The 18788-nt window shown below is 71.5% G+C and carries 20 protein-coding genes and 3 tRNA genes; 15 read left to right on the top strand and 8 right to left on the bottom strand.

Annotated features, from left to right (window positions below; genetic code table 11):
• Positions 1-172 precede the first annotated feature (172 nt).
• From htpX to ACZ6JT_RS12940, 3 genes are read left to right on the top strand one after another with little or no spacing between them, the layout of a single operon-like run.
• Positions 173-1036, top strand: coding sequence for a zinc metalloprotease HtpX (htpX, locus tag ACZ6JT_RS12950; RefSeq protein WP_469209408.1), 864 nt, complete (start codon positions 173-175; stop codon positions 1034-1036).
• The gene (locus ACZ6JT_RS12945; RefSeq protein WP_469209407.1) at positions 1033-1425 is read left to right on the top strand and encodes a YccF domain-containing protein; all 393 of its coding nucleotides are present in this window, start codon (positions 1033-1035) and stop codon (positions 1423-1425) included. Before htpX ends, ACZ6JT_RS12945 begins: the two co-directional genes overlap by 4 nt.
• 54 nt (positions 1426-1479) lie before the next feature.
• A complete protein-coding gene (locus ACZ6JT_RS12940) occupies positions 1480-2004 on the top strand; it encodes an SMI1/KNR4 family protein (protein ID WP_469209406.1) in 525 nt (174 codons plus the stop codon).
• Here the strand turns inward: ACZ6JT_RS12940 and ACZ6JT_RS12935 are convergent.
• From ACZ6JT_RS12935 to ACZ6JT_RS12925, 3 genes are all read right to left on the bottom strand, one after another.
• Positions 1988-3220 carry an APC family permease gene (locus ACZ6JT_RS12935; RefSeq protein WP_469209405.1) on the bottom strand — a complete coding sequence of 411 codons (1233 nt, stop codon included), beginning with the start codon at positions 3218-3220 and terminating at the stop codon, positions 1988-1990. The genes ACZ6JT_RS12940 and ACZ6JT_RS12935 overlap by 17 nt on opposite strands.
• Before the next feature lie 18 nt (positions 3221-3238).
• Positions 3239-4666 carry a SulP family inorganic anion transporter gene (locus ACZ6JT_RS12930; RefSeq protein WP_469209404.1) on the bottom strand — a complete coding sequence of 476 codons (1428 nt, stop codon included), beginning with the start codon at positions 4664-4666 and terminating at the stop codon, positions 3239-3241.
• Between the two features lie 199 nt (positions 4667-4865).
• The gene (locus tag ACZ6JT_RS12925) at positions 4866-5354 is read right to left on the bottom strand and encodes a YajQ family cyclic di-GMP-binding protein (protein ID WP_030009008.1); all 489 of its coding nucleotides are present in this window, start codon (positions 5352-5354) and stop codon (positions 4866-4868) included.
• Between the two features lie 199 nt (positions 5355-5553).
• Between ACZ6JT_RS12925 and ACZ6JT_RS12920 the strand changes: the two genes are divergently transcribed.
• Positions 5554-5635, top strand: a tRNA-Tyr gene (locus ACZ6JT_RS12920).
• A gap of 108 nt (positions 5636-5743) precedes the next feature.
• Here ACZ6JT_RS12920 and ACZ6JT_RS12915 read toward each other — a convergent pair.
• Entirely contained in the window at positions 5744-6904 is a 1161-nt protein-coding gene (locus tag ACZ6JT_RS12915) for a hypothetical protein (RefSeq protein WP_469209403.1), read from the bottom strand.
• A gap of 334 nt (positions 6905-7238) precedes the next feature.
• Here ACZ6JT_RS12915 and ACZ6JT_RS12910 point away from each other — a divergent pair, with 334 nt between their 5' ends.
• Positions 7239-7637 (top strand): DUF3574 domain-containing protein, encoded by a 399-nt coding sequence (locus ACZ6JT_RS12910; protein ID WP_469209402.1) that lies wholly within the window; start codon positions 7239-7241, stop codon positions 7635-7637.
• A 42-nt stretch (positions 7638-7679) separates the two neighbouring features.
• Here the strand turns inward: ACZ6JT_RS12910 and ACZ6JT_RS12905 are convergent, their stop codons facing one another.
• Both ACZ6JT_RS12905 and ACZ6JT_RS12900 read right to left on the bottom strand, forming a co-directional pair.
• On the bottom strand, positions 7680-8336 hold the full coding sequence (locus tag ACZ6JT_RS12905) for an SDR family oxidoreductase (RefSeq protein WP_469209401.1): 657 nt from the start codon (positions 8334-8336) through the stop codon (positions 7680-7682).
• Between the two features lie 53 nt (positions 8337-8389).
• Positions 8390-9658, bottom strand: a complete 1269-nt coding sequence (locus ACZ6JT_RS12900; RefSeq protein ID WP_469209400.1) for an amidohydrolase family protein — start codon at positions 9656-9658, stop codon at positions 8390-8392.
• Between the two features lie 466 nt (positions 9659-10124).
• On the opposite strand from ACZ6JT_RS12900, the gene ACZ6JT_RS12895 reads away from it, so the two are divergent.
• The 10 genes from ACZ6JT_RS12895 to ACZ6JT_RS12850 all read left to right on the top strand — a co-directional run bounded on the left by ACZ6JT_RS12895 (position 10125) and on the right by ACZ6JT_RS12850 (position 16256).
• Positions 10125-10197: transfer RNA gene (locus ACZ6JT_RS12895), tRNA-Thr, on the top strand.
• Positions 10198-10245: 48 nt separating this feature from the next.
• A tRNA-Met gene (locus ACZ6JT_RS12890) sits at positions 10246-10318 on the top strand.
• Positions 10319-10406: 88 nt separating this feature from the next.
• Positions 10407-10571 carry a 50S ribosomal protein L33 gene (gene rpmG / locus ACZ6JT_RS12885; protein ID WP_003956487.1) on the top strand — a complete coding sequence of 55 codons (165 nt, stop codon included), beginning with the start codon at positions 10407-10409 and terminating at the stop codon, positions 10569-10571.
• Between the two features lie 141 nt (positions 10572-10712).
• Positions 10713-11165 (top strand): MaoC family dehydratase N-terminal domain-containing protein, encoded by a 453-nt coding sequence (locus ACZ6JT_RS12880; protein WP_365482459.1) that lies wholly within the window; start codon positions 10713-10715, stop codon positions 11163-11165.
• Position 11166: 1 nt separating this feature from the next.
• Entirely contained in the window at positions 11167-11595 is a 429-nt protein-coding gene (locus tag ACZ6JT_RS12875; RefSeq protein WP_365482461.1) for a MaoC family dehydratase, read from the top strand.
• A gap of 504 nt (positions 11596-12099) precedes the next feature.
• Positions 12100-12669 (top strand): TetR/AcrR family transcriptional regulator, encoded by a 570-nt coding sequence (locus ACZ6JT_RS12870; protein WP_469209399.1) that lies wholly within the window; start codon positions 12100-12102, stop codon positions 12667-12669.
• 80 nt (positions 12670-12749) lie between these two features.
• A complete protein-coding gene (locus ACZ6JT_RS12865; RefSeq protein WP_469209398.1) occupies positions 12750-14201 on the top strand; it encodes a DHA2 family efflux MFS transporter permease subunit in 1452 nt (483 codons plus the stop codon).
• Positions 14202-14312: 111 nt separating this feature from the next.
• Positions 14313-14711 (top strand): DUF3291 domain-containing protein, encoded by a 399-nt coding sequence (locus ACZ6JT_RS12860; protein ID WP_469209397.1) that lies wholly within the window; start codon positions 14313-14315, stop codon positions 14709-14711.
• Entirely contained in the window at positions 14708-15823 is a 1116-nt protein-coding gene (locus tag ACZ6JT_RS12855) for a UDP-N-acetylmuramate dehydrogenase (RefSeq protein WP_469209396.1), read from the top strand. Before ACZ6JT_RS12860 ends, ACZ6JT_RS12855 begins: the two co-directional genes overlap by 4 nt.
• Positions 15824-15839: 16 nt before the next feature.
• The gene (locus ACZ6JT_RS12850; protein WP_365485207.1) at positions 15840-16256 is read left to right on the top strand and encodes a hypothetical protein; all 417 of its coding nucleotides are present in this window, start codon (positions 15840-15842) and stop codon (positions 16254-16256) included.
• Here the strand turns inward: ACZ6JT_RS12850 and ACZ6JT_RS12845 are convergent.
• Positions 16246-17265, bottom strand: coding sequence for an adenosine deaminase (locus tag ACZ6JT_RS12845; protein ID WP_469209395.1), 1020 nt, complete (start codon positions 17263-17265; stop codon positions 16246-16248). The two genes, ACZ6JT_RS12850 and ACZ6JT_RS12845, sit on opposite strands and share 11 nt — an antisense overlap.
• Before the next feature lie 287 nt (positions 17266-17552).
• Positions 17553-18779: a pyridoxal phosphate-dependent aminotransferase gene (locus ACZ6JT_RS12840; protein WP_383514196.1), complete on the bottom strand. Its 1227-nt coding sequence runs from the start codon at positions 18777-18779 to the stop codon at positions 17553-17555.
• Between the last annotated feature and the right edge of the window lie 9 nt (positions 18780-18788).

The raw sequence follows: 18788 nt of genomic DNA, 5'->3' as shown, positions 1-18788 counted from the left end.
CGCCGTGGCCCCGCCGGCCCCCGGGCAGGGGCGGCGGCGGGTGGCCGCCCCCGTACGCCCTGGGAACCAGACGCCCTCACCTCGCGTTCACCAGGAAGGGAGGGTCCACTGGACCGTAGACCCTCAGACCCATGACGGGGCTCCCCCTGCCGCACCACTTGGAGGGCGTACCGTGCACCGCCGGCACAACGGGCTCAAGACCGCCGTACTCCTCGGCGGGCTGTCCGCACTCATCATCCTCATCGGAAGCTTCTTCGGACGGACCGGCTTGATCGTCGCCGTCGTCATCGCCCTGGGGACGAACGCCTACGCGTACTGGAACAGCGACAAGCTGGCTCTACGCGCGATGCGCGCCCGCCCCGTCAGCGAATTCGAAGCGCCCCAGCTCTACCGCATGGTGCGCGAGCTCTCCACGTCCGCGCGCCAGCCCATGCCACGCCTCTACATCTCGCCCACCGAGGCCCCCAACGCCTTCGCCACCGGCCGCAACCCGCGCAACGCCGCGGTCTGCTGCACCGAGGGCATCCTGCGCATCCTCGATGAACGCGAGCTGCGCGGGGTCATCGGCCACGAGCTCAGCCACGTCTACAACCGCGACATCCTGATCTCGTCGGTCGCCGGCGCCCTCGCCTCGGTGATCATGTTCCTGGTGAACTTCGCCTGGCTGATCCCGGTCGGTCGGTCGAACGACGACGAGGGCCCCGGCCTCCTCGGCATGCTGCTGATCATGATCCTGGGCCCCCTGGCCGCCTCCGTGATCCAGCTGGCCATCAGCCGCTCGCGGGAGTACGAGGCCGACGCCTCGGGCGCCCAGCTCACAGGGGACCCGCTCGCCCTGGCCAGCGCCCTGCGCAAACTGGACGCGGGCACCAAGCAACTCCCGCTGCCGGCGGAGCCCCGGCTGGAGACGGCGAGCCACATGATGATCGCCAACCCGTTCCGCCCGGGTGAGGGCCTTTCTAAGATGTTCTCCACCCACCCTCCGATGGCCGAGCGCATCGCCCGGCTCGAACAGATGGCAGGCCGCCGCCAATGAAGACAATCCTGAACGTCATCTGGCTCATCCTGAGCGGCGTCTGGCTGTTCCTGGGGTACCTCCTCGCAGGCGTGCTGCTCTGCATCACCATCATCGGCATCCCCTTCGGCATCGCCGCCTTCCGCATCGCCGTCTACGCCCTCTGGCCCTTCGGCTACACCACCGTCGAGCGCCACGACTCCGGCGCCGGCTCCTGCATCGGCAACGTCCTGTGGCTGGTCCTGGCCGGCTGGTGGCTGGCCCTGAGCCACATCGCCACGGGCATCGCCCTCTGCGTCACGATCATCGGCATCCCCTTCGGCATCGCCAACTTCAAGATGGTCCCGCTCTCCCTGCTCCCCCTGGGCCGCGAAATCGTCCCGACGGACGCCCCGTTCGCCTCCCGCTGACCGGGTTATCCACAGGGCGGGCGGGCTGTCGGTGGGGTGCGTCACCATGAACGCATGAACGAAATCGAGCAGTTGCTGGAGCAAGTGACCGACCGTGCGCACCACTCCGCGCACGAGCACGGAAGGCCTCTGCCCGCGCCGTTGGGCAGCGGGGAGATCGCCCGGGCCGAGGGGATACTCGGCTTCACCCTGCCACCGCTGCTCACCGCGCTGTACACCCGTGTCGGCGACGGCGGATTCGGCCCCGAGTGCGGACTGCTGTCGCTGAGCCAGACCGTCAGGAGCTACGAGGCGCACCGCGCGTCCGGCTGGCGCTGGCCCGAGGGCGTGCTGCCGATAGCCGACTTCGGCTGCACCATGTACGCCTGCGTGGACTGCCGCTCCGAGACCGCCCAAGTGCTGCTGTTCGACCCCAGCCTGGGAGAGCCGGACCTCGCCTGGTCCGTCGACACCCCGAGCCTGGCCGGCTGGCTGCGCGGCTGGCTCGACGGCACCGCCTGGTTCTGCGAGGAGTCCGGCCTGGGGGAGGAGTGCGACCTGGAGCTGGAGCCCTGGACCGAGTTCAGATCGAGGATCTGAAGCGACTCCGCACCCCGTAGGTCAACGCGCCCAGCGCCAGCACCGCCGCTCCCGCGACCGCCGACGCGAGGGGCAGCGCACACGCCAACACCACACAGCCGGACAGCCCGACCGCTGCCACGGCCCGCCCCTTGACACCTGAATCGAGAGTCCAAGCGGAGGCGTTCGCGATCGCGTAGTAGACGAGCACCCCGAAAGAGGAAAAGCCGATCGCGCCCCGCAGATCGGTGGTGGCCGCGAGCACCGCCACCACCGCACCCACTGCCAGCTCCGCATGGTGCGGCACCTGATGCCGGGGATGTACGGCGGCCAGCGCGCGCGGGAGATGACCGTCCCGGGCCATCGCCAGCGCGGTCCGCGAAACCCCGAGCACGAGGGCCAGCAGCGAGCCCAGCGCGGCCAGAGCCGCACCCACCCGGACGACCGGCGCCAGTTCCGGCCGCCCGGCCGCCCGGACCGCGTCGGCGAGCGGGGCCGCCGACCGCGCCAGCCCGTCCGCACCGAGCACCGACAGCGCCGCCACCGCCACCGCGGCGTACACCAGCAGCGCGATCCCCAGCGCCAGCGGCACCGCCCGGGGGATCGTCCGTTCCGGGTCGCGCACCTCCTCGCCCAGGGTGGTGATCCGGGCATAGCCCGCGAAGGCGAAGAACAGCAGACCGGCCCCCTGCAACAGCCCGGCGGCGTCCCAGTCGGAGCCGCTCAGCCGCCCCGCCCCGGCCGCACCCGAGGTCAGGCAGACCACGACCACCCCGGCCAGCACGGCCAGTACCGCCGCCACGATCAGCCGGGCGATCCGGGCGGACTTCTGCACACCGCCGTAGCTCGCGGCGGTCAGCGCCACCACCGCCGCGACGGCCACGGCGTGCTGCCGCCCTGGCCAGACGTAAGCCCCCACGGTGAGGGCCATCGCCGCGCAGGACGCGGTCTTCCCGACCACGAACCCCCAGCCGGCCAGATGGCCCCAGAAGGGCCCGAGCCGCTCGCGCCCGTAGACGTACGTGCCGCCCGAAGCCGGGTAGCGGGCGGCGAGCCGCGCCGAGGAGTGCGCGTTGCAGTAGGCCACGAGGGCCGCCAGGGCGAGCGCGGCGAGCAGCGCACCGCCCGCTGCCCCCGCCGCGGGGGCGAGGGCCGCGAAAATGCCGGCGCCGACCATCGCGCCGAGCCCGACGACGACGGCGTCGAAGACGCCCAGGGTGCGCTTCAGCTGTTCCACGGGCGGAGGGTAACCCGGCTAGATGACGCCCTCCCGGCCGGGGAGCGGCGTCCGCCTCCGCTCCCAGCCCTCCAGGGCGGTCAGACAGGCGTGGTCGAGGTGGCGCAGCCCGCTCAGGTCGAGCCGCACCGGCTGCCCGTGCGGCAACGCGTCCAGTGCGTCGAGCAGTTTGGGCAGCCGCAGGAAGCTGGCGTTCCCCACGATCCGCACGCGGAGCGCCTCGTCCTCCCACACCTCCTCGATGTGCACGTGGGAGGTCTCCCAGGCCACCTTGGCGACGGCCAGCCCCAGCCCGACCAGCACCCCCTCGAAGAGGTTGGTGACCACGATCGCGGAGGCCGTGGCCAGCAGCACCACCGCCTCGCCCCGATGCGTACGCCACAGCGCTGCCACCGCTTTGGCCGGCAGCAGCTTCCACCCCGCGTGCAGCAGCACCCCGGCCAGCGCGGCGAGCGGCACGATCTCCAGCACCTGCGGGAACGCCACGGCGAAGAGCAGCAGCCAGCCGCCGTGCATCACCCTGGCGGCCCGCGTGCGCGCGCCGGCCTCCACATTGGCGGCGCTGCGCACGATCACGGCGGTCATCGGCAGCGCCCCGAGCAGCCCGCACACGCTGTTCCCGACGCCCTGGGCGATGAGCTCCCGGTCGTACTCCGTCCTCGGCCCGTCGTGCATGCGGTCCACGGCGGCGGCGCTGAACAGCGTCTCTGCGGAAGCGATCAGCGCCAGAGCGATCACGGTCCCGGCCGCCCCGAAGGAGGCCAGCGCATGGACATCGGACCAGGCGGGCGGGGACACGGCCGCGAGCACCCCCGTCACCCGCACCTTCTCCACGGGCAGCCGCAGCAGGGCGGCCGCGGCGGTGGCGACGGCCACCCCGACCAGCGCCCCGGGCAGGAGCCGCAGCCGGGCGGGCATCCGGCGCCAGGCGACCATGACGGCGATCGTCCCGACCCCGAGCAGTACGGCGGCCCAGTCGGCCTGCGCCCCGAGCTCGTGCACCCCGGCCAGCTTCGCCAGCGTGTGTCCCGGCGCCTCCACGCTGCCCAGGGCGTACAACTGCCCGGAGATCAGGACCAGCCCGATCCCCGCCAGCATCCCGTGGACGACCGCCACCGAGATCGCCCGGAACCACCGCCCGAGCCGCAGTACCCCCATGCCCAGCTGCGCCACCCCCGCAGCCAGCACCAGCACCCCGAGCGCGGGCAGCCCGTGGGTCTGCACCGCCTCGTAGACGAGCACGGTGAGCCCGGCCGCCGGCCCGCTGACCTGGAGCGAGCTCCCGCGGAACCACCCCGTGACCAGGCCGCCGATCACCCCGGTGACGATCCCCAGCTCGGCCGGCACCCCGGAGGCGACCGCCACCCCCACGCACAGCGGCAACGCGACCAGCGCGACGACGACGGAAGCGCCGAAGTCTTCGCGAAACGTGCCGGCCCCAGACATGCGAGAACCCCCTGCCGCGAGGTGATGAGATCCCCTCAGCCTGGTAGGCGCAGCCACCGCCGCCCAAGTGCCCACGGGAGGCCGCGGTGGCGCGTGCGCCGCACACGCCGCGCACACACCTCCGCACCCCCGCACGCGCCGCGGCCCGGCGGTCGGTGAGGACCGCCGGGCCGGCGTGGTGGCAGGTCTGGGACCTGGGTCAGCGGTAGTTCACGAACTGGATCGCGAAGTCCAGGTCCTTGCCCTTGAGCAGCGCCTGGACCTCCTGCAGGTCGTCACGGCTCTTGGAGCTGACGCGCAGCTCCTCGCCCTGGACCTGGGCCTTGACGCCCTTGGGACCCTCGTCCCGGATGATCTTCGCGACCTTCTTGGCGTTCTCCTGGGAGATGCCTTCCTCGATCGTGGCGAAGATCTTGTACTCCTTGCCGGACAGCTGGGGCTCGCCGGCGTCCAGCGCCTTGAGCGAGATCCCGCGCTTGACCAGCTTGGTCTCGAAGACGTCGAGGACGGCCTTCACGCGCTCCTCGGAGTTCGCCTCCATCAGGATCTTCTCGCCGGACCAGGCGATCGTGGCGCCGGTGCCCTTGAAGTCGTAGCGCTGCGAGAGCTCCTTGGCGGCCTGGTTGAGGGCGTTGTCGACCTCCTGCCGCTCGACCTTCGAGACGATGTCGAAACTGGAGTCGGCCATGTGCTGTGGCTCCTTGAAGTCGGTTTGATCACCCCGGAGGGCGCGGCCGGACATCCCCGGCCCGCTCGGCAAAGCCTAGCCACCGCACCCACCCGCATCGCTGATCAATCCGGTGGCGAAGCACCCCCGGTCATCAGGTATCGTTTACGTCGTTGCCAGGGAGCGCCGCCGCAAGGCGGAAAAAATGGCAGCAACTCTTGGCGGTGTGCCCGAGTGGCCAAAGGGAGCAGACTGTAAATCTGCCGGCTCAGCCTACCCAGGTTCGAACCCTGGCGCCGCCACGCGAAAGAAGCCCCTCTGATCTGCGGAAACGCAGACCAGAGGGGCTTCCTCGTTAACGCCGGGAGCGCGGGGCTACGGGCGGGCCGGCCTCAGCGCCGTGGCCGGGTTCAGGAGCAGCCTGCGACCGTGCCGGCGCAGTTCGCGGGCAGGTTCTTGATGATCTTGCTCTCCTTCAGGGTGACGACCGCGCCGGCCTGGTTGTTGATGCCGCCGCCGACGCCGGCGGCGCGGTTCTCCGCCACCGTCGAGTGCTCCAGGGTCAGCCGGGTGACGTCGCCGCCCGCCTCCTCCGCGTTGTTGATGCCGCCGCCGTCGTGCCCGGCCGAGTTCGACTCGACCTTCGTCTTCCGCAGCGTCGCGGTGCCCGCGTTGTTGATGGCGCCGCCGTCGTTGCCCGCCTTGTTGTTGGCGAGGGTGGACTGCTGGATCTCCAGGGTCCCGCCCTCGGCGTTGTTGACGGCCCCACCGTTGAGACCGGCCCAGTTCTCGATGAGCTTGGTGTGCTTGATCTTCGCGGAGCCGAGGTTGTTGATGGCGCCGCCGTTGCCGTCGCGGGCCTCGTTGTTCGTGAGGAGGCCGTGCTCGACGGTCAGCGTGCCCTCGTTCTGGATGCCGCCGCCGTCCTCGTCCGCGGTGTTGCCCGCGACGGTGCTCTTGAGGAGCGTGAGGGTGCCGGTCTCGCTGTTGCTGAGGCCGCCGCCGTCACCCGCGTCGTCCGTGGCGGACGTCGCCACGTTGGTCAGGATCTCGGTGTCGACGAGGGTGACGTCGCCGCCCTCGTTGGAGATGCCTCCGCCGACCCCGCCGGCCTGGTTGCCGGCGACCTTGCTGTCCTCCAGGCGCAGGGTGCCCGCGTTGGCGATGCCGGCGCCGTTCCCGTCGGTGCGGCCGCCGGTCACGGTGATGCCCTTGAGGGTGAGGGTGCCGCCCTCCTCCACCGAGAGCAGGCGGAAGAGCGGGCTGCCGCCGCTGACGGAGCGGATCAGGGTCGAGTTGTGGCCGACGATCGCGACGTTCCCGGTGATGGCCGGCAGGGCGTTGCCCGAGCTGGTGCCGTAGTCGATGTCGAAGCGGTAGGCACAATCCTTGGCGAGGTTGATCGTGCCGCCGTTCGTATTCGCCTGCTCCACGGCGGTGATCAGCGCGGCCACATCGCCACAGGCGATGGTCGCCTTGGTCGGCGCCTGCGCCATGGCCGGCGAAGCCGCCATGCACATGCCCACGCTCGCCACCACGGCACATCCAGCGAGTACGAGACGATTCTTCATCGATGCCCTTCCTCTCGGTTACAAGCCGGGCAGCCCTCCTGCTCCTCTCCCTGCACGTGGAGAGGAGGAGAAACTTGATCCTGGAGCCCGGCAAGACGTACGAGTGGTATCGCTCGCGCCGGGTGATCTCCCGCACCGTGGTTCGGACGCTCTGAGATTGCATTCGAATGGCGGTCGCTCGTTCGCCCCGGCGCTGCGCACCGAGGCCGCGCCCGCGTCGGTTCCGGAGGCGGGTGCAGGCATCGACGCCGGCCCGCCCGCATCGTCACGGTCTCCTGTTCGTTCACCGGGGGTGAAATGGACATCTGACACACGGGGGAAGGTGGGCGGCGGGGTGCTCGTCGCCCTGCTCGGCGCGGGGATCCCGGCTCTGATGGGAGCGGCCCTGCACACGGACGTGGGGGAGCCGTACCAGGAGACCCGGCTGTACTTCGGCTCCGAACGCCCCGACGGCCGCGGGCCCATCGGGGAGCGGGAGTTCATGCGGTTCCTGGACCAGGAGATCACCCCCGCCTTCCCCGAGGGGCTGACCCTCCACGACGGGTACGGCCAATGGCGCGGCAAGGACGGCAAGGTCGTCCGCGAGACCTCGTACGAAGTGGTCCTGCTGTACCCCGAGAAGGAGGCCGACGAGCGCAGTACGCGCATCGAGCGGATCCGGCAGGCCTACGAGGACCGATACCAGCAGGATTCGGTCGGGCGGTCCGACGACAAGGTCAACGCCGGCTTCTGAGGCGCCGCCTGACCCCCCGTCCGGGTGGCCGTACGCGAGCCGTCAGTTGCCCGCCACGGCCTTGACGGCCACCTGGACCGGGGTCGAACCGGAGACCAGTTCCAGCGTCAGGCCGGCCGTCGCCGGGGTCTCGATCAGCTCGGCCAGCACCGCCGCCACGTCGTCGCGCGGGACGGACCCACGGCCCGTGTGCGCCTCCAGCCGGACCAGCCCCGTCCCGGCGTCGTCGATCAGCGAGCCGGGGCGCAGGATCGTCCACTCCAGGCCCAGCCGGGTCCGCACGTGGTCGTCCGCCTCGCCCTTGGCCCGCAGATAGGCGTCGAAGACCTCGTCACCCTCGTGGTGCGCGTCCGCGCCCATCGACGACACCATCAGGAAGCGGCGCACGCGGGCCCGTTCGGCCGCATCGGAGAACAGCACCGCCGCGCCCCGGTCCACGGTGTCCTTGCGCAGGATGCCGCTGCCGGGCCCCGCGCCGGCGGCGAACACGGCCACGTCCGCGCCGTGCAGGATCCCCGCCACGTGCTCCACCGAGGCCGACTCCAGGTCGCAGAGCACCGGCTCCGCGCCCGCCTCCCTGAGGTCGTCGCCCTGTGCCGGATCGCGGATGATGCCCGCGACCTCGTACCCGCGCGCGGCGAGCAGGCGCTCCAGCCGCAGCGCGATCTGACCGTGTCCACCCGCGATGACGATGCGCATGACCCGACCGTACGACGAGCCGGACGCCCACGCCCGCGAACGCACGGCGAACTTCAGGGACCGGGCTCCGTACGGCCCTGCCGGGGCAGGTCGAGGGCCACGGCGACCGCGGAGTCGCAGTACTCCCGGACGGCACTCGTACGGGCTACCACCCGCCCGCGGTGGATCACGATCCGGCTGTAGGCGAGGGACAGCACGCCCGCGATCCGGTCCCCTCGCACGGCGAGCAGCTCCGCCGGGAAGCCGGCCTCCACCCGCACCTCCGGCAGGCCCATGGCCTCGCGGGCACAGGCGCTCACCGAGTCGTAGGCCTCGCCCGCCCGCAACCCGCCCTGGGAGGCCAGCAGGTACGCGGCCTCCAGCGGGTCGCCGCGGCCGACGGGGTTCCCGGCGTCCCTGAGCGCCCCGCTGCCGGCCGCGACGCGCACGCCGGCGGTCCGCAGCAGCCGCACGGGCGCGGTGCGCAGGCCGCGGCGTTCCAGGGCCGCGCAGTCGCCCTGGGGCAGGCAGGTCACCCGTACGCCGGCCGCCGCCAGTTGGTCGGCGGCGCGGGCCGCCGCGTCCAGCGGGAGCCGGGACAGCCCCCCGCACGGCCCGATGGTCACCCCGGGGCGCAGCCCGCCCGCCATCGCGGCGAGCCGGGAGAGGCGGCCGGGATCGTCACCGTCCGTGTGCAGGTCCACGGGGCAGCCGTGCTCGGCGGCGAGCTCCAGGACGGCTTCGAGGAAGCCCGTCGGGTCCGGGTCCAGGTCCGGGCAGCCGCCGATCACGGAGGCGCCCATCTTGACCGCGTCCCGCAGCATGGCGAGCCCGTCCGCGCCGGCCATGCCGGTCAGCAGCCGCGGTACGGCCACGGTGGTGAGGTCGGTGAGCCCGCGCAGGGAGCGGCGGGCCTGGAGCACGGCCTCCATGGGGCCGAGGCCGTGCACGTCGCCGATCCGCACGTGGGAGCGCACGGCGGTGGCGCCGTGGCCGAGTTGGAGCAGGGCCGCCTCGGTGGCCCGCCGCTGGACCTCGTCGGGGGTGTACGAGACCGGGCCCTCGCCGTCGGCGGTCAGTGCGGTGTCCCCGTGGGCGTGGGGCTCGGCGGGGGCGGGGAGCAGCAGGTAGCCGCTCAGGTCGACCCGGGAGAGCGCGGGGGAGGGGAGGCTGCCCGCGGTGCCGACGGCCTGGATCCGGCCGCCGCTGAGGCGGACGTCGACGGTCCGGCCGTCGGTGAGGCGGGCTCCGGCGAGCAGCAGGGTGGTGGCCTCGGCTGCGGCCGCGTTGCCGTTGCCATGACGGGGGGCCTGGAACGGCTGCTGCGGCTGGCTGTCGGACATCGCGCTCCTGCGGTGGCTCGGGCGGTTCCTGGGCCCCGGCCGCGGCCCACGGCCCAAGATCACGCAGCGTGCTCAGAGCCTAGGGCGCGGCGCACCCCGCTTCAGGGAAGAGCGCAATAGTCGTACCGGTGTGGTGCCCCCCCCCGGTTTGTGCGTCCCGATCGGTTGTCCCGATCGGTCAGGGGTGTCGTCCTTGCGAGTGCCCTCGTCAGCCGGACCGGGTGCCCCTCGTCGGCCGGACCCTGTGCGTGCGGTGCCCGTGCGGTGTGCGTGGAGGGCCCGTGCGGTGTGCGCGTGGTGACCGTGACGTGCCCGTGTGAGTGTGAGCCGGCACACATTCCGGTCGAAAAGTGGGGTGGGAGTGGTCGGTGGGTTGATCGGGAAGGGTCGCGCGACCCCCACGGAGCCCGGTCCCCGCAAAGGATTTGGGCGATCGGCAGGCAACCGTGTAATGTCTTCATCGCTCGCCCCAATAGCTCAGTCGGTAGAGCGTCTCCATGGTAAGGAGAAGGTCTGCGGTTCGATTCCGCATTGGGGCTCTGGTGAGAGAGGCCCCCCACCCTCGGGTGGGGAGCTGATCACATCAAAGCGGCGTAGCTCAGTCGGTAGAGCAAGCGGCTCATAATCGCTGTGTCACCGGTTCAAGTCCGGTCGCCGCTACACACAGTAGCCGATTGCGGGGTCGGTCTCCCGGTCGGCTACTCTTGTATGCGTTCATCCGTCCCAATTTCCGTCAAGGAGCACTCACGTGGCTGCCACCGACGTCCGCCCGAAGATCACGCTGGCCTGCGTGGAGTGCAAGGAGCGGAACTACATCACCAAGAAGAACCGGCGTAACAACCCGGACCGTCTTGAGATGAAGAAGCACTGCCCGCGCTGCAACTCGCACACCGCGCACCGCGAGACCCGCTGACCCCAGCGAAGTCTCGAATAACAGGCACCGTCATGAGGTCGTCCCCTTCATTGGGGGCGGCCTTGTGTCGTTTCCGTGCCCGCCTTTGTCTTTCTTCTTGTTCTCGTGTCTTTCGTGTCCCTTCAACAGGAGGTAGTGAGCATGGCTCTCGACCAGTCCTTCGTGGGGCGGAGCTACCCGCCCACCGATCCGTACGAGGTCGGCCGGGAGAAGATCCGCGAATTCGCGGTCGCTGTGGGTGACGCCAATCCCGTCTACACCGACGCCGAAGCCGCCAAGTCGTACGGCTACTCCGATGTGATCGCGCCGCCGACTTTTGTGTTCGCCATCACCTTCAAGGCGGCGAGCCAGGTCATCGAGGACCCGCAGCTGGGGCTGGACTACAGCCGAGTCGTGCACGGCGACCAGAAGTTCGCGTACTCCCGCCCGGTGCGCGCGGGGGACCGGCTCTCCGTGACCTCCACCATCGAGGCCGTGAGGTCCATGGCGGGCAACGACATCATCGACATCCGCGGTGAGGTTCACGACGAGACCGGCGAGCACGTGGTGACGGCGTGGACGAAGCTCGTCTCCCGCGGCCCCGAGGAGGCCTGACATGGCATCGCAGATCCAGTACGCCGACGTCGAGGTCGGCACCGAGCTGCCGGCGGCGTCCTTCCCCGTGACGCGCGCCACGCTCGTCCAGTACGCCGGTGCCTCGGGCGACTTCAACCCGATCCACTGGAACGAGAAGTTCGCCAAGGAGGTCGGACTGCCGGACGTGATCGCGCACGGCATGTTCACCATGGCCGAGGCGATCCGCGTGGTCACCGACTGGGTCGGCGACCCGGGTGCGGTGGTCGAGTACGGCGTGCGCTTCACGAAGCCCGTCGTGGTCCCGAACGACGAGCAGGGCGGCCTGATCGAGGTGACCGGCAAGGTGGCCGCGAAGCTGGACGACAACCGCGTCCGCGTGGACCTGACGGCCATGAGCGCCGGGCAGAAGGTCCTGGGCATGTCCCGCGCGGTGGTCGAACTGGCCTGAGGTGGTTGCCTGAGGCCGTGTGGGTGGGCGGGGTGGAGGCGGGGTGGGCTGGGTCGGTGGGGTCGGTGGGGTCGGTGGGGTCGGTGGGGTTTCCCGTCGGTCCCATCGTCCTTCCGTGGCGGGTCGGTCCCTCAAGGGCGCTCCTTCGTCGCGTCGCTTCGCGATGGCCTGCGGCCACCCTTGACCGACCGACCCGCCACGGAAACACAACGACAGCCGGGAAACCCCCAGAGGAACGGGCCGGGCGTCCGGAGCAGGGGCGGGCGTGTCGGCACCTTCCGGGTGAGGGTTCCGTTGCGCAATCGATCGCTACGCGCTCCCGTCGGTTCAGCGTCTGCCGGCCGTCTTGGGCTGGGGATGGGCCGCCAGTGGTTGGTGGGTGCGTGGCTCGGTTCAGCGTCTGCCGGGCGTCTTGGGCGCGCTGGTCTTCTCGGTGGCTCCTGGGGCTTGGGGCTCGCCGCGGTCCTCTTGACTTAGTTAGTGATTGAGCACTAACTTCGAGGCATGGCAAGGATGAGTGCAGATGAGCGGCGGGAGAGCGTTGTTCGTGCGGCGATGCACGAGTTCGCGCGCGGGGGTTACTACGGGACCTCCACCGAGGCGATCGCCAAGCGGGTGGGTGTCTCGCAGCCGTACCTCTTCCGGCTCTTCCCGAACAAGCCCGCCATCTTCCTCGCCGCGGCCGAGCGCTGCATGAGGGACACGCGGGCGGTCTTCGCCGAGGCTGCCGAAGGGTTGCACGGCGAGGAGGCCACCCATGCCATGGCGAACGCCTACACCCGGCTGATCGCCGAGGATCCGGACAAGCTCCAGATGCAGCTCCAGATGTACGTCACCGTCGCCGCCGCCGAGGCGGCCGGGGATCACGAGCTCGGTGAGCTCGTGCGCAAGGGGTGGATGGAGCTGTGGGACACGGTCCACGTGCCCTTCGGCGGGGACGTGGGGGAGACCACGACCTTCATGGCGTACGGGATGTTGATCAACACCCTCGCCGCCATGGGGTTCCCGCCCGAGCACCGGGTCTGGGAGGGTCTCTATCCGTCGGCCCGCGCCAAGGGGCGCCTGGAGAAGTGACGGCGCGCGAGATTCGCTCGCGCGCGTTTTTTCGGGCACGAAAGTTAGTCAGCAATAACTAACAACTCGCAGGGGGAAGCGTGAACACGCAGGACACGGACACCAAGCTCCGGGGGCCCGCCATCTGGGCCCTCATCCTCACCGGCACGGCCAGCTTCATGGCCGCGCTCGACAACCTGGTCGTCACCACCGCCCTCCCCGCCATCCGCGCGGACCTCGGCGGCCGGCTGGAGGACCTGGAGTGGACGGTGAACGCGTACACGCTCACCTTCGCCGTCCTCCTGATGTTCGGCGCCGCGCTGGGGGACCGGTTCGGCCGCCGCCGGCTGTTCATCGCCGGCCTCGCGGTGTTCACCGGGGCCTCCGCCGCGGCCGCGCTCTCGCCCGGCATCGACGCGCTCATCGCCGCCCGCGCCGTCCAGGGCGTCGGCGCCGCGGTCATGATGCCGCTCACCCTCACGCTGCTCACCGCCGCCGTACCGGCCGCCCGGCGCGGCATGGCCCTCGGGATCTACGGAGCCGTCACCGGCCTCGCCGTCGCCAGCGGTCCCCTGATCGGCGGCAGCCTCACCGAGCACATCTCCTGGCAGTGGATCTTCTGGCTGAACGTCCCGATCGGGCTGGCGCTGATACCGCTCGCCCGCCTGCGGCTCGCCGAGTCCACCGCCCCCGGCGCCCGGCTCGACATCCCCGGCACCCTGCTCATCAGCGGTGGCCTCTTCGGCATCGTCTACGCCCTGGTCAACGCCAACTCCGAAGGCTGGACCAGCGCCCCCGTCCTCACCGGCCTGATCGTCGGCGCCGCGCTCGTCGGCGGTTTCATCCACCACGGCTTCAACAACGCCAACCCCATGCTCCCCATGCGGCTCTTCCAGAACCGCGGCTTCCTCGGGATCAACATCGCCAGCCTGCTGATGTTCCTCGGCATGTTCGGCTCGATCTTCCTGCTCAGCCAGTTCCTCCAGGGCGTCGCCGGCTACTCGCCCACCGAGGCCGGCCTGCGCATGCTCCCCTGGACCGGCATGCCGATGATCGTCGCCCCGCTGGCCGGCGTCCTCTCCGACCGCATCGGCGGCCGCCCCGTCGTCGCCGCCGGGCTCGCCTTCCAGGCCCTCGGCCTCGGCTGGTTCGCGGCGGTCCTGAGCACGGACGTCTCGTACGCCGCCCAGCTGCCGCCGCTGATCCTCAGCGGGATCGGCATGGCCCTCTACTTCGCCCCCGCCGCCAACGTCCTGATGTCCACCGTGGCCCCCGCCGACCAGGGCAGGGCCTCCGGCACCAACAACGCCCTGCGCGAGGTCGGCGGAGCCCTCGGCGTCGCCGTCCTGGCCTCGGTCTTCTCCGCCCAGGGCGGCTACGAGTCCCCGCAGGCCTTCACCGACGGCACCGTCCCCGCCCTGTGGATCGGCGCCGGCGCCGTCGCCCTGGCCGCCGCCTTCGCCCTGCTCCTGCCGCGCCGGCCGAAGCCCTCCGCGGTCCCCGCCGCCGCCGACGCGGTCGCACCCCTCGAAAAGGTGCCCGCGGCCGGCTGACCGCGCCCGACCCCGCTCGCCGGGCGGGGCCCGCGCGGGAGGAGGCCGGGAGAACCGCAGCGCCGCCCGCACACGAAGATCCGTACGACTCATCGTGGAGGACTGCCCGCCATGCCCGACATTCCCTGGTCCACGCCCGTCCAGGCGGCCCCCGACGCCGAGGTCTACGTCATGGCCTCCCGCTTCGAGACCGCCGGCCTCGTCGGTGCCGTCAGGTTCTTCCTCAAGGCCCCCGGCATCGTCCTGCAGATCCGCAAGGCTTCCGGCGCCCACGGGGTCGCCCTGCGGGCCCGGGTCCTGCGGCGCACCTTCCTGACCCTCTCCGCCTGGGAGGACCGGGACGCGCTCTACCGGTTCGCGGGCAGTGAGCCGCACCGGTCCAGCTCCCGCGCGGCCGCCGCGTTCATGAAGGAATCGGCCTTCACCTTCTGGACGGTGCGCGCCGACGAGCTGCCCATCGGCTGGGAGGAGGCCGAGCGCCGGCTGGCCGAACAGAAGGCCGCCTCGTGAGTCACGGTCCGTGGCCCCGCAGGGATGCGAGGGGCACGGACCGTACTCTTGTCCACGTGCAGGAACTCCACGACGCCCCCCTCGCCCCGCTGACCACCTTCCGTCTCGGTGGTCCCGCTGCCCGTCTGGTCACCGCGACCACCGACGCCGAGGTTGTCGCCGCCGTGCGCGCCGCGGACGAGAGCGGCACCCCGCTCCTGATCATCGGTGGCGGCAGCAACCTGGTCATCGGTGACAAGGGCTTCGACGGCACCGCCCTGCGCATCGCGACCACCGGCTTCGTCCTGGACGGCACCACCCTGGAGCTCGCGGCCGGCGAGAACTGGAGCGACGCCGTCGCCCGCACCGTCGAGGCCGGCCTCGCCGGCATCGAGTGCCTCGCCGGGATCCCCGGCTCGGCCGGTGCCACGCCCATCCAGAACGTCGGGGCGTACGGCCAGGAGGTCTGCGACACGATCACCGAGGTCGTCGCCTACGACCGCACCACCGGCGAGACGGTCACGCTGACCGCCGCCGAGTGCGCCTTCCGGTACCGCAACAGCACCTTCAAGGACCAGCCCGAGCGCTACGTCGTCCTGCGCGTGCGCTTCGCACTGGAGGACGCGGGCGGTCTGTCCGCGCCGATCAAGTACCCCGAGACCGCCCGCGCCCTCGGAGTCGAGGCGGGCGAGCGGGTCCCGGCCGCCACCGCGCGCGAGACCGTGCTGCGGCTGCGTGCCGGGAAGGGCATGGTCCTCGACCCCGCCGACCACGACACCTGGTCGGCCGGCTCCTTCTTCCACAACCCGATCCTGACCGACGAGGCGTACGCCGCCTTCCTCGCCCGCGTCCAGGACCGCCTCGGCCCCGACACGGCCCCGCCCGCCTACCCCGCCGGCGACGGCCGTACGAAGACCAGCGCCGCCTGGCTGATCGACAAGGCCGGCTTCACCAAGGGCTACGGCACCGGCCCCGCGCGCATCTCCACCAAGCACACCCTCGCCCTGACCAACCGCGGCCAGGCCACCACCGAGGACCTCCTCGCCCTGGCCCGCGAGGTCGTCGCGGGCGTCCACGCGGCCTTCGGCGTCACCCTGGTCAACGAGCCGGTGACGGTCGGCGTCAGCATCTGAGGAGTCCCGGCCGCCCATGCTCTGTCCCCTGCACGGGGCCGGTACGGACCCCACCCGTCTCGTGGGGCGCACGCTCAGCAGAGTCGTCGCGTCCTGGCACATCAGCGACGGCGAACGCTCCGAGGCGCCCCTCGACGTCTGGCTGATCGACAGCGTCGGCGACACGATCCGGATCACCACCGGGTCCGACCAGTGCCTCATCGTCGAGTCCGCCCAGCCGCACGAGCCGTACGACATGGGGGAGTGGGGCCGTATCGAGGTCGGTGAGGACCTCGGCGACCACCCCTTCCTGCGTCACCTCGGCGAGACCGTCGCGTCGGTCGCCGAGTTCGCGCTGCCCGAGCAGGGCCGCACCCACCTGGAGATCGGCTTCCAGGACGGGCACCGGGTGCGGGCCGACTGCTACGAGGGGGACCTGCGGCTCACCCGGTGAGCCAGTGGTCGATCCCGGCCAGCAGCTTCTCCTGTACGTCGGCGGGCGCGGCCGAGCCGCGGACCGACTGGCGGGCCAGCTCGGCGAGCTCCGGGTCCGTGAAGCCGTGGTGGCGGCGGGCGATCTCGTACTGGGCCGCGAGCCGGGACCCGAACAGCAGCGGGTCGTCCGCGCCCAGCGCCATCGGCACCCCGGCCTCGAAGAGGGTGCGCAGCGGGACGTCCTCGGGCCGTTCGTACACCCCGAGGGCGACGTTGGAGGCCGGGCAGACCTCGCAGGTGATCTGGCGGTCGGCGAGCCGCTTCAGCAGCCGGGGATCCTCCGCCGCCCGTACGCCGTGCCCGATGCGGGCGGCGTGCAGATCGTCGAGGCAGTCGCGGACCGAGGACGGGCCGGTGAGCTCACCGCCGTGCGGGGCGGCGAGGAGGCCACCCTCGCGGGCGATGGCGAAGGCCCGGTCGAAGTCACGGGCCATGCCGCGGCGCTCGTCGTTGGAGAGCCCGAAGCCGACGACGCCGCGGTCGGCGTAGCGGACGGCGAGGCGGGCCAGGGTGCGGGCGTCCAGGGGGTGCTTCATGCGGTTCGCGGCGATGAGGACCCGCATGCCGAGGCCGGTATCGCGGGAGGCCGCGTCGACGGCGTCGAGGATGATCTCGACAGCCGGGATCATGCCGCCGAGCAGGGGGGCGTAAGAGGTGGGATCCACCTGGATCTCCAGCCAGCCGCTGCCGTCCCGTACGTCCTCCTCCGCGGCCTCGCGCACGAGGCGGCGGATGTCGTCGGGCTCGCGGAGGCAGGAGCGGGCGGCGTCGTAGAGCCGCTGGAAGCGGAACCAGCCGCGCTCGTCGGTGGCGCGGAGCTTCGGGGGCTCGCCGGCGGTGAGGGCGTCCGGGAGACGCACGCCGTACTTGTCGGCGAGCTCCAGGAGGGTCGATGGTCGCATCGACCCGGTGAAGTGCAGGTGGAGGTGGGCTTTCGGCAGAAGCGTGAGATCGCGTGCGTGCTCCATTTGTTGATCCTGCCGTACCGCTGCGCTTGGCGGGAGGGGGTTTTACCTTTTGGGGGCTTGCCCGAACGCGAGAGCGGGGCGGGGGTGGGGTGCCGGGCGCTGCCCGGACCCGCGCCTCAAACGCCGGCGGGGCTCAAAGATCGGGGCTCCGCCCCGGACCCCGCGCCTCAAACGCCGGCGGGGCTGGATGGTGCGGCGGGGCTGGATGGTGCGGCGGGGCTGGAATGGTGGTGGATATGGCTGAGCGGCGCCGCCCCTGTTCGGGGTGGCGCCGCTCGGGACTTCGCCTAGGCCTTGGCCTCGGCCAGGAGCTTCTGGATGCGGGAGACGCCCTCGACCAGGTCCTCGTCGCCCAGGGCGTAGGACAGGCGCAGGTAGCCCGGGGTGCCGAAGGCCTCGCCGGGGACGACCGCGACCTCCACCTCGTCCAGGATCAGGGCGGCGAGCTCGACGGAGCTCTGCGGGCGCTTGCCGCGGATCTCCTTGCCGATGAGCTCCTTGACCGACGGGTACGCGTAGAACGCGCCCTCGGGGGTCGGGCAGAACACGCCGTCGATCTCGTTGAGCATCTTCACCATCGTCTGGCGGCGGCGGTCGAAGGCCTTGCGCATCTCCGCGACCGCGTCGAGGTTGCCGGAGACGGCGGCCAGCGCGGCGACCTGGGCCACGTTGGAGACGTTGGAGGTGGCGTGCGACTGCAGGTTGGTCGCCGCCTTGATGACGTCCTGCGGGGCGATGACCCAGCCCACGCGCCAGCCGGTCATCGCGTACGTCTTGGCGACGCCGTTCACGATGATGCACTTGTCGCGCAGGGCCGGGACCAGGACTGGCAGCGAGGTGAACTTCGCCTCGCCGTAGACGAGGTGCTCGTAGATCTCGTCCGTGAGCACCCACAGGCCGTGCTCGGCGGCCCACTCGCCGATCGCGCGGGCGTCGGCCTCGCTGTAGACCGAGCCGGTCGGGTTGGACGGGGAGACGAAGAGGACGACCTTGGTGCGCTCGGTGCGGGCGGCTTCGAGCTGCTCGACGGAGACGCGGTAGCCGGTGGTCTCGTCGGCGACGACCTCGACCGGGACACCGCCGGCGAGACGGATGGACTCCGGGTAGGTGGTCCAGTACGGAGCCGGGACGATGACCTCGTCGCCCGGGTCCAGGATGGCGGCGAAGGCCTCGTAGATCGCCTGCTTGCCGCCGTTGGTCACCAGGACCTGCGACGCGTCGACCTCGTAGCCGGAGTCGCGCAGCGTCTTCGCGGCGATCGCGGCCTTCAGCTCGGGCAGGCCCCCGGCCGGCGTGTAGCGGTGGTACTTCGGGTTGCGGCAGGCCTCGACCGCCGCCTCGACGATGTAGTCCGGGGTCGGGAAGTCGGGCTCGCCCGCACCGAAGCCGATCACCGGGCGCCCGGCGGCCTTGAGGGCCTTGGCCTTGGCGTCGACGGCGAGGGTGGCGGACTCGGAAATGGCGCCGATACGGGCGGACACCCGGCGCTCGGAGGAAGGCGTTGCAGAGGTCATGTGAGCAAT

Source organism: Streptomyces sp. NPDC046308 (assembly GCF_055588065.1).
This window is presented reverse-complemented; position numbering and strand designations above follow the sequence as displayed.